The 18,234-nt window shown below is 70.1% G+C and carries 16 protein-coding genes; 5 read left to right on the top strand and 11 right to left on the bottom strand.

Translation table 11 applies throughout. The annotated features are described in order from the left end of the window. From JW613_RS30215 to JW613_RS30230, 4 genes are all read left to right on the top strand, one after another. Positions 1–1,562: excinuclease ABC subunit UvrA (locus JW613_RS30215; RefSeq protein ID WP_504739764.1), on the top strand; the 1,562-nt coding region annotated here is incomplete at its 5' end. Between the two features lie 200 nt (positions 1,563–1,762). Beyond that, positions 1,763–3,169 (top strand): FAD-dependent monooxygenase, encoded by a 1,407-nt coding sequence (locus JW613_RS30220; RefSeq protein WP_209214068.1) that lies wholly within the window; start codon positions 1,763–1,765, stop codon positions 3,167–3,169. Between the two features lie 32 nt (positions 3,170–3,201). After that, the gene (locus JW613_RS30225; RefSeq protein ID WP_209214069.1) at positions 3,202–3,879 is read left to right on the top strand and encodes a response regulator transcription factor; all 678 of its coding nucleotides are present in this window, start codon (positions 3,202–3,204) and stop codon (positions 3,877–3,879) included. A 93-nt stretch (positions 3,880–3,972) separates the two neighbouring features. Continuing rightward, entirely contained in the window at positions 3,973–5,121 is a 1,149-nt protein-coding gene (locus JW613_RS30230; protein WP_209214070.1) for an MsnO8 family LLM class oxidoreductase, read from the top strand. 31 nt (positions 5,122–5,152) lie between these two features. Here JW613_RS30230 and JW613_RS30235 read toward each other — a convergent pair whose 3' ends face one another. The 7 genes from JW613_RS30235 to xylB all read right to left on the bottom strand — a co-directional run bounded on the left by JW613_RS30235 (position 5,153) and on the right by xylB (position 12,960). Then, positions 5,153–6,613: an acyl-CoA synthetase gene (locus JW613_RS30235; RefSeq protein ID WP_209214071.1), complete on the bottom strand. Its 1,461-nt coding sequence runs from the start codon at positions 6,611–6,613 to the stop codon at positions 5,153–5,155. Positions 6,614–6,823: 210 nt separating this feature from the next. Further along, positions 6,824–7,594 carry a bestrophin-like domain gene (locus JW613_RS30240; protein ID WP_209214072.1) on the bottom strand — a complete coding sequence of 257 codons (771 nt, stop codon included), beginning with the start codon at positions 7,592–7,594 and terminating at the stop codon, positions 6,824–6,826. A 100-nt stretch (positions 7,595–7,694) separates the two neighbouring features. Next, a complete protein-coding gene (locus tag JW613_RS36490; RefSeq protein ID WP_280635249.1) occupies positions 7,695–7,820 on the bottom strand; it encodes a hypothetical protein in 126 nt (41 codons plus the stop codon). A gap of 124 nt (positions 7,821–7,944) precedes the next feature. Beyond that, positions 7,945–8,187: a hypothetical protein gene (locus JW613_RS30245; protein WP_209214073.1), complete on the bottom strand. Its 243-nt coding sequence runs from the start codon at positions 8,185–8,187 to the stop codon at positions 7,945–7,947. Positions 8,188–9,017: 830 nt separating this feature from the next. Continuing rightward, on the bottom strand, positions 9,018–9,671 hold the full coding sequence (locus JW613_RS30250; RefSeq protein WP_209214074.1) for an N-acetylmuramoyl-L-alanine amidase: 654 nt from the start codon (positions 9,669–9,671) through the stop codon (positions 9,018–9,020). A 237-nt stretch (positions 9,672–9,908) separates the two neighbouring features. After that, a complete protein-coding gene (locus JW613_RS30255; RefSeq protein ID WP_245226543.1) occupies positions 9,909–11,366 on the bottom strand; it encodes an ROK family transcriptional regulator in 1,458 nt (485 codons plus the stop codon). Positions 11,367–11,511: 145 nt separating this feature from the next. Next, positions 11,512–12,960 carry a xylulokinase gene (xylB, locus tag JW613_RS30260; RefSeq protein ID WP_209214075.1) on the bottom strand — a complete coding sequence of 483 codons (1,449 nt, stop codon included), beginning with the start codon at positions 12,958–12,960 and terminating at the stop codon, positions 11,512–11,514. 133 nt (positions 12,961–13,093) lie between these two features. On the opposite strand from xylB, the gene xylA reads away from it, so the two are divergent. Further along, positions 13,094–14,260, top strand: coding sequence for a xylose isomerase (gene xylA, locus JW613_RS30265; protein ID WP_209214076.1), 1,167 nt, complete (start codon positions 13,094–13,096; stop codon positions 14,258–14,260). 9 nt (positions 14,261–14,269) lie between these two features. Here the strand turns inward: xylA and JW613_RS30270 are convergent, their stop codons facing one another. The 4 genes from JW613_RS30270 to JW613_RS30285 all read right to left on the bottom strand — a co-directional run bounded on the left by JW613_RS30270 (position 14,270) and on the right by JW613_RS30285 (position 18,148). After that, complete coding sequence (locus JW613_RS30270; protein WP_209214077.1) at positions 14,270–15,310, bottom strand: sigma-70 family RNA polymerase sigma factor; 1,041 nt, start codon at positions 15,308–15,310, stop codon at positions 14,270–14,272. Between the two features lie 278 nt (positions 15,311–15,588). Beyond that, positions 15,589–16,425 (bottom strand): amino acid ABC transporter ATP-binding protein, encoded by an 837-nt coding sequence (locus JW613_RS30275; protein ID WP_307866105.1) that lies wholly within the window; start codon positions 16,423–16,425, stop codon positions 15,589–15,591. Between the two features lie 128 nt (positions 16,426–16,553). Then, complete coding sequence (locus JW613_RS30280) at positions 16,554–17,333, bottom strand: amino acid ABC transporter permease (protein ID WP_209214078.1); 780 nt, start codon at positions 17,331–17,333, stop codon at positions 16,554–16,556. After that, entirely contained in the window at positions 17,330–18,148 is an 819-nt protein-coding gene (locus tag JW613_RS30285; RefSeq protein ID WP_372448021.1) for an ABC transporter substrate-binding protein, read from the bottom strand. Before JW613_RS30285 ends, JW613_RS30280 begins: the two co-directional genes overlap by 4 nt. Positions 18,149–18,234 lie beyond the last annotated feature (86 nt).

Consider the following 18,234-nt stretch of genomic DNA (forward strand, 5'->3'; position numbering starts at 1 on the left):
AAGACCTCGTCTCCCGCATCGAGGTGCTGGTCGAGCTCGGCCTCGGCTATCTGAGCACCGACAGACCCACCCCCACGCTCTCGGTGGGGGAGCTGCAGCGGCTGCGGCTGGCCACCCAGCTGCGGTCCGGGCTGTTCGGCGTCGTCTATGTACTGGACGAGCCGTCGGCCGGACTGCATCCCGCCGACACCGAGGCGCTGCTGACGGTGCTGGACAGGCTGAAGGAAGCGGGGAACTCGCTGTTCGTCGTCGAGCACGAGATGGCGGTGGTCGAACGGGCCGACTGGATCGTGGATGTCGGTCCCAGGGCGGGCGAGCACGGAGGCGAGGTGCTCTACAGCGGCCCCGTCGCAGGGTTGAGGGAGACGGAATCATCCGCCACGCGTGCATACCTCTTCCCGGAGACGTCCGGCGGACCGGAAGCAACCGCCGCGCGGCGGAGTCCGGGGAGCCGACGGAGTCCCGAGCGCTGGCTGTCGCTGTCCGGGGTGACACGGCACAACCTGCGGGAGCTGGACGTGGCATTCCCGCTCGGTCTGTTCACGGCCGTCACCGGCGTCTCGGGGTCGGGCAAGTCCACGCTGGTCAGCCAGGTCCTTGCCGATATCGTCGCCGACCACACAGGCACCGGGGCAGCGACCTCTCCAGCGGCCGGGGCGGGGGCCCGTACCGGCGCGGCAACGGAGGACCAGGACCAGGGGCAGGAGCCGGAAACGGAGCAGACGGCCGCACAGGACCGTGGGGCGAGCGTCGCGGCAGCCGAGGGTCTGAGTGCCGTCGACCGACTCGTACGGGTCGATCAAAAGCCTATCGGGCGCACTCCGCGCTCCAATCTCGCTACCTACACGGGCCTCTTCGACGCCGTACGGAAGGTCTTCGCAGCCACCGAGGAGGCCAAGGCGCGGGGTTACGGCGTGGGACGGTTCTCCTTCAACGTGCCCGACGGCCGCTGTCCGACCTGCCAGGGCGAGGGATACATCGCGGTGGAGCTCCTCTTCCTGCCCGGTACGTACGCGCCCTGCACGGACTGCCATGGATCTCGCTACAACCCCGAGACCCTGGAGATCACCTATCGGGGCGCGACCATCGCGGATGTCCTGGGGATGACGGTCGACGGCGCTGCCGAGTTCCTGTCGGACGTCCCGGCGGCTCGGCGCGGGCTGGACGCCTTGCAGCGCGTGGGCCTCGGGTATCTGCGGCTGGGACAGCCGGCGACGGAGCTGTCCGGGGGCGAGGCACAGCGGATCAAGCTGGCCAGTGAACTCCAGCGCGCTCGGCGCGGCCACACCCTCTACCTGCTGGACGAGCCGACGACCGGGCTGCACCCCGCCGATACGGAGGTGTTGCTGCGTCAGTTGCACGGGCTGGTCCGGTCCGGCCACACGGTCGTCGTTGTGGAACACGACCTGACGGTGGTCTCGGGCGCCGACTGGGTCATCGATCTCGGTCCCGGTGGCGGGGATCGGGGCGGGCGGATCGTCGCGGCCGGAACGCCGGAGGAGGTGGCGGGCTCCCGCACGAGTGTGACTGCTGCCTATCTCGCGGCGGCCCTGAACGAGTGAGCCCCGCCTCTGCCCGCCCTGGCCCCGCCACAACAGCCGCGACTGCCCCACAGCCGCGATTGCCCGACAGCTGCGGTCCGTCCCACAGCCGCGGGTTGCCCCACATCGGCGGCTGCCACACGCAACCATCGGCTCCCTGCGTGCGGTCCGTAAGGAGGGGAGAGCAGCACTGATCAAAGCGTGACCGACCAGGAGGTGCCATGAGGCACGCGCTCATCATCGGCGGTGGTATCGCCGGAGCCATGACGGCGATTTCGCTGCGCAAGGCGGGGATCGGCTCGACCGTCTACGAGGCGTACCCGACCGGTGCCGATGATGCCGGGGCCTTCCTTGTGCTCTTCCACAACGGCCTGGAGGCGCTGCGTACCGTCGACGCCCACCAGGGCGTCCTGGACGTGTCCTTCCCAGCGGAGCGCGTGGAGATGCTTGCGCACACCGGTGACAGCTTGGGCGTACGTCCGGTCGCCGGTGGTGCTGACGGCCGCGCCGGCGACAACGGAGGCGGCATCGGCAATGGCAACGGCAATGGGATCGGCAATGGAAACGGCCGTGATCACCCGGCCCGCAGCAGTGGGGAGGGCAGCCGCGCGGAGGCCGGCGGACGGGGCTTCCTCGGCCCGCGCACGCTCCGGCGCGCAACCCTCTACCGGGCGCTTCACGACGAGGCGGCGCGCCGGGGAGTCACCATCGAGCACGGCAAGCGTCTCGTGACGGCGGACACTGCTCCCGACGGTCGAGTGATCGCTCGCTTCGCCGACGGCACACACGCAGAAGGCGACCTGCTGATCGGTGCCGACGGCCTGCACTCCGTCACCCGGACCCTCATCGATCCCGGCGCTCCCGCACCCCGCCACACCGGCCAGATCACCGTGTGCGGCTACACCCCCGGCGTCCCTCCGGAAGCCGCACCGCCACCCGGCACGTACCGGATGATCCAGGGCAGGCGCGCTTTCCTCGGCTGCACCATGGCGCCGGACGGCGAGGTCTGGTGGTTCGCCAACACGCCCGGTCGGGAACTCGACCGCGAGCAGCTGGCAACCGGGACCCCCGCCGATGAGGCGCGGTGGCGGGAGCACGTGGTCTCCCTCTTCGACGAGGACGACTCGCCCGCTGCCTGCATCGTCCGGGAGAGCGGCGGAATCGTCGCCACCAACGCCTATGACGTGGCTCGCACTCCTGTCTGGCACCGCGGCCCCATGGTGCTGCTCGGTGACGCGGCGCACGCGGCGGCGCCCAACGCCGCGCAAGGTGCCTCCATGGCGATCGAGGACAGCGTCGTCCTCGCCAAGTGCCTGCGTGACCTGCCCGACGCCGGTGAGGCGTTCGCCCGTTTCGAGGCGCTGCGCCGGGAGAGGGTCGAGGCCGTCGTCGAGCGCAGCGCCCAGCTGAACGACCGGGTTGTCCAGCGTCCCGCCGAGACCCGGGCGAGCCCCCGCCTCCGGCCCCGCCCCCGCCAGGACGGCGATTCCGGCAGCGACTGGCTGCTGGACTACCGCATCGACTGGCACACCTCCGTCGAAGACAGTTCCGCCGCAGACGGCTCCATCCAAGACAGCTTTGTCGTCGACGACTCTTTCGGGGAGAGCTCTGGCGGGAAGCGGGTGTAAGTCCTTTGCGGCCGGCTGGCTACGGTATGCGCATGACCATCCGCGTGCTCCTTGTCGACGACGACGCCCTCGTACGGGCCGGCCTCCGGCTGATGCTGGAGGGCACTCCGGACATCGAGATCGTGGGCGAGGCGGCGGACGGCAGTCAGGTGCTTCCACTGGTCGGGGAGCACCGCCCGCACGTCGTTCTGATGGACATCCGGATGCCCACCATGGACGGCCTCACCGCTACCGAGACACTGCGGGCACGCGACGAGCCACCGGAGGTCGTCGTCCTCACCACCTTCCACGCGGACGCTCACGTATTGCGTGCCCTGCGTGCCGGCGCCGCCGGGTTCCTGCTCAAGGACACCCCTCCCGCGGACATTCTGGCCGCCATCCGCAAGGTGGTCTCCGGGGAGCCGGTGCTCTCGCCCGCCGTCACGCGTCAGCTCATCCAGCACGTCACCCCCGCAGGGCAGGACAGCCGCCGTCAACGTGCCACAAAGGCGCTCTCCGTACTGGGGGAGCGGGAGAGCGAGGTGGCGCTCGGTGTCGGCCGCGGACTGGCCAACGCGGAGATCGCGGCCTCTCTCTACATGAGCGTGCCGACGGTCAAGACGCACGTCTCCCGCATCCTGACCAAGCTGGACCTCAACAACCGCGTCCAGATCGCCCTGCTCGTCCACGATGCCGGGCTGCTCGAAGAAGCCGGTACGGGCGAAGAATAGGACGCGACAGGGCACCGCGGGGCTGAGCCACACGGACAATCCCCGGGCAGCGCCGGCTGGGAATCCCTGGCGCTCGCAGGCGTTGCAACAGATGTGACTTCCTCACGTCGGTTTCCGGTCCCCCTCTCCGTACTCGACCGCTCTCTCACCCGGGAGGGCGAGCATCCCGGTCAGGCGCTGCGTGAGACGGTGCGGTTCGCGCAGCAGGCGGAGGAGCTGGGGTTTCTGCGCTTCTGGGTCTCCGAGCACCACGCCGTCCCCGGTATCGCCGGCTCGGCACCGACCGTGCTCGCCGCCGCAGTGGCTTCCGCCACCTCACGGATCCGTGTCGGTACCGGGGGAGTGATGCTTCCGAACCACCAGCCGCTGGTGGTCGCTGAACAGTTCGGGGTGCTGGAATCGCTCTTCCCCGGCCGTATCGACATGGGGCTGGGCCGTTCCGTCGGCTTCACCGATGGCATCCGCAAGGCGCTGCGGGTCGGCAAGGACGCCGCGGACGGCTTCAGCGAACAGATATCCGAACTGCTCGGCTACTTCGACGGTACGGGCCTTGTTCGGGCCAGGCCCGCCGAGGGACTGCGCGTGCCGCCCTTCGTCCTGGCGGTGGGCTCGGGAGCGACGGTGGCGGCCGAGCACGGGCTGCCGCTGGTGATCGGTGCCTCCCGCGACGAGCGCCGGACGCTGGAGGCTGTAAAGACCTACCGCGCCGCGTTCCGACCACGCCCGTATGGCGTCGCGTACGACGGCGCCGCCCGGTCCGGCGCGTCACCGCACGGACTGGCGCCGCACGGCACGTCACCGCACGCGCCGGCCTCGTACGAGACCGCGCCGCACGCGACGCCGCACGAGACCGCGCCGTACGTCGTCATCGCTGTGAATGCCGCAGCCGCCGACACCCCGGAGGAGGCGGAACTGCTGCAGCTTCCGGAGGCTTGGTCGACGGCGCTCTCCCGCACCCACGGCACCTTCGTCCCGCTCGTCGCCCCGGAGGACGTGCTGGGGCGCACGATGAGCCCGAAGGAGCGTGTCGCGTTCGAGGAGGCCCGGCAGTCGCAGCTGCGTGGGACGGAGGGGGAGATGATCGACGCGCTGACCGGACTCGTGGAACGCACGGGTGCTGATGAGGTCCTGTTGACGCTGAACACCTATGACCCCGACGACCGCCTCCGCTCCTACCGGCGCCTGGCTGTTGCCGCAGGACTGGCGCAGGGCATCAGGCCTGAGCCGTCGGCTGCGGGCTGAGGGGTCGGGGAAGGGGACGGGGCGAGCAGAGTCACTGCTGCCGGCCGGGCAGCTCCCGCTTGACGATCTTGCCCATGTCGTTGCGCGGCAATGCGTCCAGGAAGCGCACCTCGCGGGGGCGTTTGTGCGGCGCTAGCTGGTCGGCGACCAGGTCGGTGAGCTCGTCCGCGAGCGGCGGCTGCTGCGGCGAGGCCGGGACGATCCAGGCGACGATGCGCTCGCCCAGGTCGTCGTCGGGCTCTCCGGTGACGGCTGCCTCGGCGACGGCCGGGTGCCCGAGGAGAACGTTCTCGATCTCGCCTGCCCCGATCTTGTAGCCCCCGCTCTTGATCAGGTCCGTTGCCTTGCGGCCGACGAGGCGCACGGAACCGTCCGCGTCCCGTGTGGCCATGTCGCCGGTGCGGAACCAGCCGCCGTCGAAGGCTTCGGCGGTCGCGTCCGGGCGGTTGAGGTATTCGGTGAACAGGTTCGGCCCGCGCACCTGGACTTCGCCCACGGTCTCGGTGTCCTCTGCGGGAAGGCGCTGGCCCGCGTCGTCCACCAGACGGAGGTCCACATCGCGCAGTGGCACACCGACAGTACCCGGGCTGGAGGTCCCTCCGGGGCGCACGCTGGTGTTCATCAGCGTCTCGGTCATTCCGTAGCGCTCGATCACCCGTTGGCCGGTCGCCGCTGTGAGCCTGTCGTGGTCGTGCAGCGGCAGTGCGGCGGAGCCGGAGACCAGCAGGCGCGCCCCGGCCAGTGCCCGCACCAGGTCCGGGTCGCTCGCACAGGCGTCGGCGAGGCGGTGGTACATCGTCGGGACACCGAACAGCATCGTGCCGCCACTGGCCAGCTCCCGGGTCACTCCCTCAGTGGAGAAGCGGCCGAGGTGGCGCAGGGCGCCTCCGCGGCGCAGCGGACCGAGGACTCCCAGGATCAGCCCGTGCACATGGAACAGCGGCAGGCCGTGCACCAATACATCGTCCGCGGTCCACTGCCACGCGTCCTCCAGGGCGTCCAGACTGCTGGCCACGGCACGTCGCGACAGCACCACTCCCTTGGGCGGTCCCGTGGTCCCCGAGGTGTAGACGATGAGTGCGGCAGTCTCCGGGTTCGGCTCGGTGGGCAGGGGCCAGGACTCGTCCTCCTCCCCTTCCGCCGGGATCTCGACGTCCGTGCGGAGCAGCGACCCGAGCGCTTCGGGGAGTTCGGCGCCCGGTTCGGTCAGTACCGCCCCTGGTGCGCTGTCGTTGACGATGTGCGTCAGCTCCCGCTCGCCGCTCTTCGGGTTCATCGGTACGACGGGCACCCCGGCCAGCAACCCGGCGACCACGCCGACCGCAGTCTCCAGGGTCGGCGTCGCCCAGACCGCGACGGGCGCCGAGGTGTGCAACCGGGCGGCCACACCACTCGCGACGGCGGCCAGCCGACGGTAGCTGAGGGCTCGGTCGCCGAAACGCAGCGCCGTGTGCGAAGACGCCGTGTGCAGAGCGGGGAAGAGCAGGGACACCCGGACTCCTTCGTGATCTCTCGCCTCTGATGACCGCCAGCATCTCACCCGCCTCCGACACCGGAGGAGACGGCGTGGATGAAGAGGGCCGAAGAAGAGAACCGAGGTGGAGAGCCGAAATGAAGAGCCGAGGTGGAGAGAACCCGTGACGAGGCGGTCGGGCCCCGCTCATCCCTCATCGCTCGCTGCCCACCGCACACCGTTCACCGCTCACCCCGAAGAACCGGTCGCCTGCGGGAACAGCGTTGCGAAGGTTTCCAGCGGCTCGTCGAGCCCGCGGGCGAAGGGCGCGTCGAAGTGCCAGACGAGGAAGAGCAGGAAGGCGATCAGCGCGCTGAAGATGCCGGCCAGTAGCAGTTCCCTGCCCGAACGCTGGATCTGCAGCGCGAAGAGCATGCCCACCGAGACCACCGCGCCCGCGTACAGACCGATCCACACCACGCCCGGCATCGTCGGTCCGGCACTCGATCCGCGTGCGGTGCGTGCGGTGTCGGCCTCGGCCACCTGGTCGACCACTGCCTGGTACGACTGCGCCTGCTGTGTCGTGGTCGGCTCGTAGGAGGTCACATCCTTGCGTACCCGGTCGAGCATGCGGGACCCCCGGTCGGTGAGTTCGCCGTGCTCGACCATGTGCGACCACTCGGCGGTGGTGGCGTACCGCACATAGGAGTTGATGTCCTTCCGTACCTGGTCCCGCTCGTCGGCGGGGTAGACAGCCACCCGCTCGCTCACCTCGTGCAGTGCTTGTGCCTCTTGCGTCACCGCTTCTTCAGCGGCGTTGCGTGCCTCCCAGACTCCGGCGATCGCCAGACCGAGCACGATCGCGTACACCACGCCGATCATCATTGTCATGTATTCGATCACGTCCGGAGTCTCGGACGGATCCTCCGAGGTGGCGCGCCGGCGTCTGAGGACGACGACAGCGACGACCACCAGACAGGCGGCGATCAGGCTGAGCGTCAGCATGAGCCATTCGGACAACGGGGCCTCCACAGAGCACGAACGGTGGGAGAGAAGCGCGGATTGGTGAGGGTGCGGTGGGGAACGGGGATGTGGCCGCACCGGGTGGGGGAGAGCTGGGTCAGCTGCCGGCCCCCGAGGCGTTGCCGGTCGCCGATTGCCGCGAGCTGTTCGACCGGGGCCGCAGTGCGGCGGCCGCGAGTACGGCCGGGGCGACGATCAGCAGGGTGCGGGTGACCATGGACATGCTGCCGTCCGGTCGCTGGCGTTCGGGTGCCGGCTGTCGCGGAGCCGCGAGCACGCCGCGAGAAGGCGACGGCGCGGGGTCGGGCGACTTCCGGGAGGGGCTGGGAGAGGGACGTCTCGGCCGCTCAGCAGCGCGGACGGGCTGCCGGACCGGATTCGCCTTCCCGGCCTCGCGAGGAGTGGACGGCTCCGGCGCCGCGGAGGTCGTCGGAGCCGGGGAGTTCGGCGGGGTGCTCGAAGCGGGAGGCGACGGCGGCGCGGTCGGGGAAGGGCCGGCCGTCGGAGGCGGCGTCGGCGACGGCGGTGGCGTCGGTGAGGGCGTGGGTGGTGGCGTTGGGTGCGGCGGACGCGGAGGATGCGGAGGGCACGGCCAGCGCCCGGCCGACAGGTGCACGCTGACCCCATGCGCGGTCTGCACCGTGAGGGATGCCCCTCGACAGCCGTCGATCCGCCCAGCTGTCGCGTTCACCTGGGTTCCGCCTGCGTTGACGGAGAGATGGGCGTCGCTCTCCGGGTCGGGCCGCTGAGAGTCCGGTCCCGGCGCGTCCGGCCCTGGCGCATTCGGTCCCGGCACGTCCAATCGCTGCGCGTCCGGTCGCCGGGCGTTCGAGGGCTCTGCGGCGCCCGGCGGGTGCGGTTCCGGGGCCGTGGCCGAGGGCATCGGAGTGGCGGGAGTGGTGACGTCATGGGCCGCACCCGGCCGGGCGGCGTCCGCGTCCGCCGGCCGGATCGCCGCCGCGAGTGCAACGGATCCATGCGCGCCCGTCGGTTGTGCGCCTAAGGGGGCGGCCAGGACGGCCCCTCCTGCTGCGACACCGATTGCCGCGCACGTGAGTGTCGCAGCCGTCAGTGCGTGCCGTCTGCCGCAGCGCTTTCTCCGCCTGTTGTCCCGTCCTTGCACACGCTGAGGATGGAGGGGCTGCGCAGCGAGCAGAAGGTTTCCGGCCGGTAGTCACACGATGGGTTGAAGTGTTTCACGGACAGGATTGCCCATTGACCGAACTCGTGTATGGACATGGCTTGTTGACCCGTGCATCCGCTCGGCCACCCGGCTGCGCGTCGACGGGCTCACTCGATGGCTCGCGATCACCTGCTGAGCACTCGGTGCAGTGCGGGCGCATTCTCGTGTACGCCGGGGTGGGTGGCGCGCGGGTCCGGTCAGCGGTCGGTCGGTTTCCCGGGCCCGCGCGCCGATCGTCTACTGGGCCTTCACCAGGTCCATGTAGCGCGCCCAGTCCCAGTACGCGCCGGGATCGGTGTGGTCGGCACCGGGCACCTCGTTGTGCCCGATGATGTGCTGACGGTCCAACGGAATGCCGTGGCGACGGCAGATGTCCGCCGTCAGAGCCGCGGACGCCTCGTACATCGCGTCCGTGAACCATGTGTCCGGCTCGTCGATCCAGCCCTCGTGTTCGATGCCGACGCTGCGGGTGTTGTAGTTCCAGTTGCCCGCGTGCCAGGCCACGTTCTTCTCGCGCACCATCTGGGCCACATGGCCGTCCGCTGAGCGCACCACGTAGTGCGAGGAGACGGCCTTGTCGGGGTTCTGGAAGATGGCCAGGGTGTCGTCGTAGAACTCCTGGGTGACGTGGATGATCACGAAGTCGATCGGGTACTGCGTCGGCCGGCTCGCGCTGGTGTAGTTGGAGGGCGAGGCCGGGACCCACTCGGCTCCGGGGTGGTCGACGGCGCGTGGGCCTCTGGAACGGGCCGCCGCGACTCCGCCCGATATGAGTGAGGTGCCCGCGAGTCCGGCGGCGAGAGTGAAGCCTGCTCCGCCACGCAGCAGTGCGCGACGGGGAAGCTGCGGGCGGGTCCGACCGGATGCGGGGTACTGGCGTGCTGAGTCCATCGTGTCTCCCAGTGGGGGGATGGTGGAGGAGTAATGGGGGCACGTACAGAGCGAGTTGACGCGCGTTGATGATGGCAGCCGCCGAGAGGGCTGCCAAGGGTCGGCATAGGGTGCCATTGGACGGACCTGTGACCGCCCCGGACCACAGCCGTCGCGAGCGGCCGACGGCAGCCGCCGCGAGCAGTCGCAGTCGGCAGCCGTATCAACTGCGAGGCCACGGCCCCTCGGACAGGGCGCTCATCCCGCGGTCTTGGCCCTGTACGACAGCGGGTCGTCCAGTACCACACGCACAGCGGTATGGGCGGCGCCCAGCAGCGGGCCGTCCGCGCCCAGCCCCGAGACAACCAGGTCGGGCGGCGCGCCGGGCGCCGCCGTACGTGCCACCAGTTCACGTTCCAGCGACGGCAGCAGCCATGGAGCGAACCTGGCCAGCACACCGCCGAGTACCAGGGCACTGGGGTCGAGGAGGTTGATCGTTCCGGCCAGCGCCAGTCCCAGCGCCGACCCGGCCTCCTCGAGCGCTCGCAGCGCCCGCTCGTCACCCGACGCCGCACTTTCCCGGAGCGCTGCCAGTGCGGCGTCCCGGGGCCTGTCGACGGATACGCCCGCGGCGCGCAGCAGTGCCGGTTCACCCGCGTACTGCTCCAGACAGCCCTTGCCCCCGCACGCGCAGAGCGGCCCGTCCGGGTGTACGGGCACATGGCCGATCTCGCCGGCGAAGCCCCGGTTGCCGCGCAGCAGCTCACCGCCGAGCACGATCGCTGCACCGATGCCGACCTCCGCCGAGACGTGTACGAAGTCGCGGGGGACCCTGCCGCTGTCGAGCCACAGCTCGGCGAGAGCCCCCAGGTTGGCCTCGTTGTCGACGATGAGCGGCAGTCGGGTTCCGGCCGCCTGCACCCAGGCTTGCTCCGGCATCTTCGCCGCTGCCGCTGCTCCGACTCGGCTTGCCGTGGCTCTCTTCGCTGTGCTCGCCCTCACCCCCTCGGCCGTCTTGGCCCTGGCTGCCGACTCCGAGCGCCGCTTCACACCTGCCTTGGCGTCCCCACCTGTCTCCGCGTCGTCCGCGTCTGCTTTCGAGTCTGCGTCTGCGCCTGCGTCTGCTTCCGCGTCTGCGTTCGCGTTCGCGGCCGCGTCTGCCACTGCGAGTGCGGGCGCGATGTCGGTGTCGTGCCAGCCGAGGTTCGGCGCGCGCACAACTGTTGACGTCCCGAGGGAGATCAGTCCGGGTACCGCCACCGCGACAGCGGCCGGGCTCAGGCCGAGTTCCCGCGCCTGTGCGGTCACCTCGTCGATCAGCCCGCGCAGCCGGGGGAGCACCGTGGCCGGCAGGCTGTCCCTCCCCTCGTACTCGGTTTCCTTGCGCACCCGTACCCGACCGCGCAGGTCCACCGCGCAGACGGCGAGATGGTCGACCCCGATCTCCGCTCCCAGCCCGCACGGGCCGCTGTCGGTGAGTGCGAGGGCGGTACCGGGGCGGCCGGGTCCGCCACCAGTTGGCGTCGGCCCCTGCTCGGTGAGCAGACCGCCGCGCAGCAGTTCGTCGACGAGCGTCGAGACGGCAGTTCGCGTCAGCCCCAGCCGTGCCGCAACGGCTGCACGGGAGGAAGGGCCCTGCTCGGCCACCGCGTACAGCACGCGCGACAGATTGCGCCTGCGTATCTCCCGCTGGGAGCTGGGCGCCTGAGCTGCCATGGAGGGGCTCCTTCGGGCGAACGAGGCAACGCAACGGCTCGCCGTTTCCTGGGTGTCTGATCACTGCTGTGTGGCGTGGCGAACGGGACAGGCGGTACGGCAGCACGGCTGGGTGCCGCCGCACCGCACGGGTCGATCTACGGGTTCATGGCCGTTGCCCGAGCATCGCGCCTGCGTTCTCGAGCGTCCCGGCGAGCCGGTCCAGTGTGGCCTCGTCCCGTTCGACGGGCTCGTAGGAGGCGCCCTCGGTGGTGCGCCAGCGGCGTGCCACAGCGGCCGGGTCCTCGCCCAGCAGCAGCCCGGCGGCCTGTGCCGCGGCTCCCAACGCGACCAACTCCTGCGCGCTCGGTACCTGGACGGCCCGTCCCGACAGCCGGCGTACCGTCTCCCGCCAAGCGGTCCCCTTGGCGCCGCCGCCGATCAGCAGCAGTGGCGCATCTTGCGTCGCACTGCTGTCACCGCTTTCGGCCAGAACGAGGTCCAAAGCGCGCAGCAGTGCGAAGACAGCACCGTCATAGGCGGCCTGGAGCACCTGGCCGCCGGTGGTGGCGTGCTGAAGACCGTTCAGCAGTCCGGTCGCATACGGAAGGTCAGGGGTGCGCTCGCCGTCCAGGAAGGGCAGCGCGGTGACCCTTCCGCCCGCCTCCACGTCCTCGCGGTCGCGGGAGAGCAGTGCGGCCATCCGGTCCACGGCCAGGGTGCAGTTGAGGGTGCACGCCAGCGGCAGCCAGCCGGTGCGGGCGTCGGCGAAGCCCGCGACGGTTCCCGTGGGATCGGCGGGGCGACGGTTGGAGACGGCGTACACGGTGCCGGAGGTTCCCAGGCTGAGCACCGGCTGCCCCGGCAGCAGCCCCAGGCCGAGTGCCGCAGCCATGTTGTCGCCGGTACCGGTGGCCACCAGCGTGCCGGCTGTGAGGAACCCGTCCTCGGTCTCCCGGACCGTGCCTGCCGCCTCTCCGGTGCCCAGCACGGGCGGCAGCAGCGCGGGATCCAGCTCGGCGAGTCGCAGGATCTCCTCGTCGTAGGACTCGGTCGACGAGGCCCACCATCCGGTGCCGGAGGCATCGCCCCGGTCGGTGCTCGCCCGGCCGGTCAGTCGTTCGGTGAGGAAGTCGTGCGGCAGTCGTACGGCTGTTGTCGACTGCGCGGCTTCCGGTTCGTTCTCACGCAGCCAGGCCCACTTGGTGACGGTGAAGGCCGGGGCGGGCACGCTCCCGATGCGCTCGGCCCACGCCTGCTGACCGCCGAGGCCGGACACCAGGCGGTCGCGCTGGGGCGCTGAGCGCACATCGTTCCACAGCAGCGCCGGGCGCACCGGGCGTCCACTGGCGTCCAGCGTCACCAGGCCGTGCTGCTGGCCGGCGACGGAGACGGCTGCGGCCTCTCCGGCGGCTCGCCCGCACTGCCCCACCGCTGCGCGGAGTGCCTGCCACCACTCCTCGGGGTCCGTCTCGCGCCGGTCGCCCGGGGAGACGGTGTGCGGTGCCTGGCCCCGGGCGATCACCTGGCCGGTTGCGGCGTCCACCACGAGGGCCTTGGTGGACTGGGTCGAACTGTCGACCCCGATGACGAACGGGCCTTCCGGTGCGGTCATGGACTGCCGCTCCCTTCCCTGGCTGCCGATGATGTGCGCATACTAATTTGTAAGCAGCCATGACGAATAGCCTCGCGTCGCGGTCGCCGGGCATGCGCACCAGGGCGGCAGCGCGCGGGAGAGGAACGGCAGGATGAGCTACGAGCCCGTACCGGCGGACAAGTTCAGCTTCGGCCTGTGGACGGTGGGCTGGCAGGGCCGGGACCCGTTCGGGGACGCGACCAGGGCGCCGCTCGACCCGGTCGAGTCGGTGCATCGCCTCGCCGAACTCGGCGCCTACGGTGTGACGTTCCATGACGACGACCTCATCCCGTTCGGCGCGCCCGAGGGCGAACGGGACGCACACGTCAAACGGTTCCGCCAAGCCCTCGACGCGACGGGCATGACGGTGCCCATGGCGACGACCAACCTGTTCACCCACCCTGTCTTCAAGGACGGCGCATTCACCGCCAACGATCGCGACGTGCGGCGCTATGCCCTGCGCAAGACGATGCGCAACATCGATCTGGCGGCCGAGCTGGGCGCGCACACCTATGTGGCCTGGGGCGGCAGGGAGGGCGCCGAGTCCGGCGGTGCCAAGGATGTCCGGGCGGCACTCGACCGGATGAAGGAAGCCTTCGACCTGTTGGCCGAGTACGTCACCGAACAGGGCTACGGTCTGCGCTTCGCCCTGGAACCGAAGCCCAACGAGCCGCGCGGCGACATCCTTCTGCCGACCGTCGGCCACGCGCTCGCCTTCATTGAACGGCTGGAGCGCTCGGAGCTCTTCGGCGTCAACCCGGAGGTCGGCCACGAACAGATGGCCGGACTCAACTACCCGCACGCCATTGCGCAGGCCATGTGGGCGGGCAAGCTGTTCCATCTCGACCTCAACGGCCAGTCCGGCATCAAGTACGACCAGGACCTGCGGTTCGGCGCCGGGGACCTGCGTGCCGCCTTCTGGCTGGTCGACCTGCTGGAGAGCGGGGGTTACGAAGGGCCGCGGCACTTCGACTTCAAGCCCCCGCGCACCGAGGACACCGCCGGGGTGTGGGCCTCGGCGGCGGGCTGCATGCGCAACTACCTCATCCTGCGCGAGCGCGCCGCCGCCTTCCGTGCCGACCCGGCCGTCCAGGAGGCGCTGCGGGCCTCCCGACTGGACGAGCTCACCCGCCCCACGCTCGACCCCGGGGAGACGCCCAGCGCACTGCTCGGCGACCGCACGGCCTACGAGGAGTTCGACGTCGAGGCCGCAGCCCAGCGGGGCATGGCCTTCGAGCACCTCGACCAGCTGGCCATGGACCACCTGCTGGGCGTCTGAGCCGTTCCCTCAGCGCCGTGCAGCGGCCTCCGCCGCGCTCACCTGGGCCGGCAGGCCGAACGTGGCGAACAGGTCGTCCCCGAAGAACGCACCCACGTGGGCGACCTGTCCGTCCCGCAGCGTGAGCACCTGGAGGTGGAACGGGCGGTAGAAGCCGTCCTCCCGCAGGTTGTAGAGGCCGAAGGCGGGCTGGCCGTTGGCCGAGGTCGGCAGCATGAGGCCCTCGTCGCGGCCGATGGGACACTGGGCACCGATGAGCTGCACGATGTTCTCCCGGCCGCGGAACCACTGGGGGAAGGGAGGCATCTCCCAGACGGCGTCCTCCTTGAAGAGATCGACGATCGCCGTCACGTCGGAGTGCTCGAACGCCGCCGCGTACCGGTCCAACAGCTCCCGGGCCGCCGGATCGGTGGGCTCGGCCAGCTCCTCCTCGACCGGTGCCACCTGTTCGAGCTGGGCACGGGCTCGCTGCAGGGCGCTGTTCACGCTCGCCGTCGTGGTGCCGAGCAGCTCGGCGACCTCGGCCGCCCGCCACTTGAGCACGTCACGCAGCAGCAGGACGACACGCTGCCGGGTCGGGAGGTGCTGCAGGGCCGCCACCAGGGCCAGCCGCATGGACGAGCGGTTCACGACCACGGAGGCCGGGTCCGTCGGGCCGGAGGACCCTGAGAACATCGCGTCCGGGATCGGCTCCAGCCACGGCACCTCCGGGGCCTCGGTCACCGGGCGCTGGGGGTCCTCGGTGGGGGCGCCGAGCCCCGAGGGCATCGGGCGGCGGCCGCGCTGCTCGATGGCGGTCAGACACGCGTTGGTGGCGATCCGGTAGAGCCATGTGCGCAGCGAGGATCTGCCCTCGAAGCGGTCACCGGCCCGCCACGCACGCAGATAGGTGTCCTGGACCAGATCCTCGGCGTCGTGCACCGAGCCCAGCATCCGGTAGCAGTGCGCCAGCAGTTCGTTGCGGTACGGCTTCGCCTGCTCGAGCAGTTCCTCTGCGGTACCGAGCGGCTGGTCCACGGGAGTGTCCGCGGTGCGGGGGCTGTCTGCCATCGTCCTTGCCTTTCGTCTGCTCCGGTCACCCAACGGCACCGGCGAAGCACTCGTCGTCGGTGAGAGTGAATGTAGAGCACGGGTCTGACAGCCTGCTCCCTCCAGCATGGCGGACGGAGCCATTCCCCGCGGCGGCGACCACCGGCCCCGGCGGCTGGGCCCGACGGCCGGGGTCGACCTCCTGGCCCGGCCACCCGGTTCGACGACTGGGCCGGCCACCGGGCTCGACCGCAGAGCCCGAATGCCGCGACTGCAGAGCGCGAACACAGATCCCGGTTTTACCGGGACCGCTCCTTGCCCACCTCCCCACGGCCGGGCTCGATGTCCGATGGTGACTCAGACAGCGACGTCGGTTCCTGCGACGGCTCCGCCTCCAGCACGTCCGCAGCCGCCGGGTCGAGCACCCGGGCGAGGAAGGCACGCGTGCGTGCCTGCTGCGGATCACCCACGACCTGCTCTGCGGGTCCCTCCTCGACGATGAGCCCGTCGTCCATGAAGACCACCCGGTCGGCGACCTCCCGCGCGAAACTCATCTCGTGGGTGACGACCAGCATCGTCATCCCTTCGTCGGCCAGTCCGCGCATCACCGCGAGCACATCGCCGACCAGCTCCGGGTCGAGTGCCGAGGTCGGTTCGTCGAACAGCATCAGGTCGGGACCCATGGACAGCGCACGCGCGATCGCCACCCGCTGCTGCTGGCCGCCGGAGAGCTGGGCGGGGTAGCTCGACTCCTTCTCCGTCAGCCCCACTCGGCGCAGATTGCGCCGGGCCACTTCCTCCGCTTCCGCCTTGCCACGACCCAGGGCCCGCCGCTGGGCGATCGTCAGGTTGCCCAGGGCCGTCAGGTGGGGGAAGAGGTTGAAGGCCTGGAAGACCATCCCGATGCGCCGCCGGACCCGGTCGATGTCCACCTCCGGGTCGGTGACCTCGGTGCCCGCCACCCGAACCGTGCCGGACGTGGGCTCCTCCAGCAGGTTCACACAGCGCAGCAGCGTCGACTTGCCCGAACCGGACGGGCCGATGACACAGACCACCTCGCCGCGCCGCACGGTGATGTCGATGCCGCGCAGTACCTCCAGCTCGCCGAAGGACTTGCGCAGGCCCTCGATCTCTATGGCCGCCGCGCCGCCCCCGCTCGTCGCGCTCGGTCCGCTCGTCCCGCTTGCCCCGGTCGGTCGGCTCGTCCCGCTCGACCCACTCGTTCTGTCCGTTCCGTCCGTTCCGGCTGTCTCGCCCACCTCGGTCACCTCGCCTTCGCCGTACGGGCCTCGAGACGCCGCACCAGGTGGCCCAGCGGCAGCGTGATGGCCAGGTAGAACAGCCCCGCGATCAGGATCGGAGTGAGGCTGCGGTGCTGGTTGAGCGCGTCCCTGCCGAATTTGGCCAGCTCGTACTGGTCCATCGACAGGCCGAGCAGATAGACGAGTGACGAGTCCTTGGTGAGCAGGATCAGCTCGTTGGCCAACGGCGGCAGCACGATGCGGAACGCCTGTGGGATGACGATGGAGATCATCGCCCAGGTCGGTGACATGCCCAGGGAGCGTGCGGCTTCCGTCTGTCCCTTCGGGACGGCCTGGATGCCGGCGCGGATGGTCTCCGCCATATAGGCGGCCCCCACCAGTCCCAGCGCCAGCATCACCGTCACGTACTGGTTGATGGACACCTGGAAGGCCACCGGTACGCCGTAACCGAGCGCGATGAACACCAGAAGCGCCGGTACTCCGCGGAAGAACTCGATGTACGCGGTGGCCAGCCATCGGTACGGCAACACCTGTGACAGCCGCATCAGTGCCAGCAGCAGACCGAGCGCCAGTCCGAACACGAAACCGAGCACCGTGTAGACGACCGTGTTGACGAGTGCGGTCGTCACCACGTCCGGGAACTGCTTCTTGGCCACCTCGACGTCGAAGAAGGCGCGGCGCAGCTCGCCCCAGTCGGCGGCCAGTGCGAAGACGAGGACGACGATCAGCAGGACGCTGTACTGGGCGGTGCGAATGGCGCGGGCACGGTTGCGCCGGCTCACTTCTTGGGCTCCGTGCCGAACCACTTCTTGTAGATCTTGTCGTAGCGGCCGTCCCCCTTGGCCTTCTTGATCGTCTTGTTGATCTGCTTGCGCAGTGCGTCGTTGCCGGTGCGCACACCGATGCCGTACTGCTCACCCGTGTCGAACTCGGCGGTGACCTGGGTGTCGGGGTTCTTCTTGGCGTAGTCGTACAGCACGCCGTTGTCGTTGATGCCCGCGTCGACCTGGCCCGTTTTCACCGCGGTCAGCAGCAGGCCCAGGTCCTCGTACTGGCGGGTGGTGATGCCCTTGCCGTGCTTCTTGGCGTACTCCTCGCCCGTGGTGGACTGCTGGACCCCCAGCTCCTTGCCTTTGAGGTCGTCGAGGGAGTCGTACTTCTTGCCCTTCTTGGTGAGCAGGGCCTGGGTCGCGTCGAAGTAGGGGGCGGAGAAGTCGAGATTCTTCTCGCGGACGGGCGTGATGGTCATGCCGGCCGCGGCCAGGTCGCACTTGCTCGCGTTCAGGTCCTCACCGGACTGGATGCCCTCGAACGGGGTGTCCACGATCTTCTGCTCGACGCCGAGATCCTTGGCGACCAGATCGACCAGCTCGACGTCGAACCCGACGATCTTCTTGCCCTGTTTGAACTGGAAGGGCTCGTACGGAAGGTGGGTGCAGGTGGTGAGTTTGCCCGAGGACACCAGCTGCACCTCGTCACCGCTTTTGCCGGAAGTCTTGGTGCTGGAACAGGCGGTGACGGCCGTCAGCAGTGCGGCCGTCAGTACTGCCGTGCGGGATATCCGGTGCTTTCGATTACGCGCGGATCGTGCGGACACAGCGCCTCCACAAGGGGGACAGGTCGGCAATGGAGCCCGATCATGGCCGGTAAATGCCGTGCATCCTGCCATCGGCGCGGGGCGAT

It is taken from the genome of Streptomyces smyrnaeus (genome assembly GCF_017676345.1).
GTDB lineage: Bacteria > Actinomycetota > Actinomycetes > Streptomycetales > Streptomycetaceae > Streptomyces > Streptomyces smyrnaeus.

Coding starts and splice junctions, on each gene's coding strand:
- JW613_RS30225 (WP_209214069.1), top strand. CDS start 3,202: ATGACCATCCGCGTGCTCCTTGTCGACGACGACGCCCTCGTACGGGCC.
- JW613_RS30255 (WP_245226543.1), bottom strand. CDS start 11,366: ATGGCAGCTCAGGCGCCCAGCTCCCAGCGGGAGATACGCAGGCGCAAT.
- xylA (WP_209214076.1), top strand. CDS start 13,094: ATGAGCTACGAGCCCGTACCGGCGGACAAGTTCAGCTTCGGCCTGTGG.
- JW613_RS30220 (WP_209214068.1), top strand. CDS start 1,763: ATGAGGCACGCGCTCATCATCGGCGGTGGTATCGCCGGAGCCATGACG.
- JW613_RS36490 (WP_280635249.1), bottom strand. CDS start 7,820: ATGTCCATGGTCACCCGCACCCTGCTGATCGTCGCCCCGGCCGTACTC.
- JW613_RS30250 (WP_209214074.1), bottom strand. CDS start 9,671: ATGGACTCAGCACGCCAGTACCCCGCATCCGGTCGGACCCGCCCGCAG.
- JW613_RS30270 (WP_209214077.1), bottom strand. CDS start 15,310: ATGGCAGACAGCCCCCGCACCGCGGACACTCCCGTGGACCAGCCGCTC.
- xylB (WP_209214075.1), bottom strand. CDS start 12,960: ATGACCGCACCGGAAGGCCCGTTCGTCATCGGGGTCGACAGTTCGACC.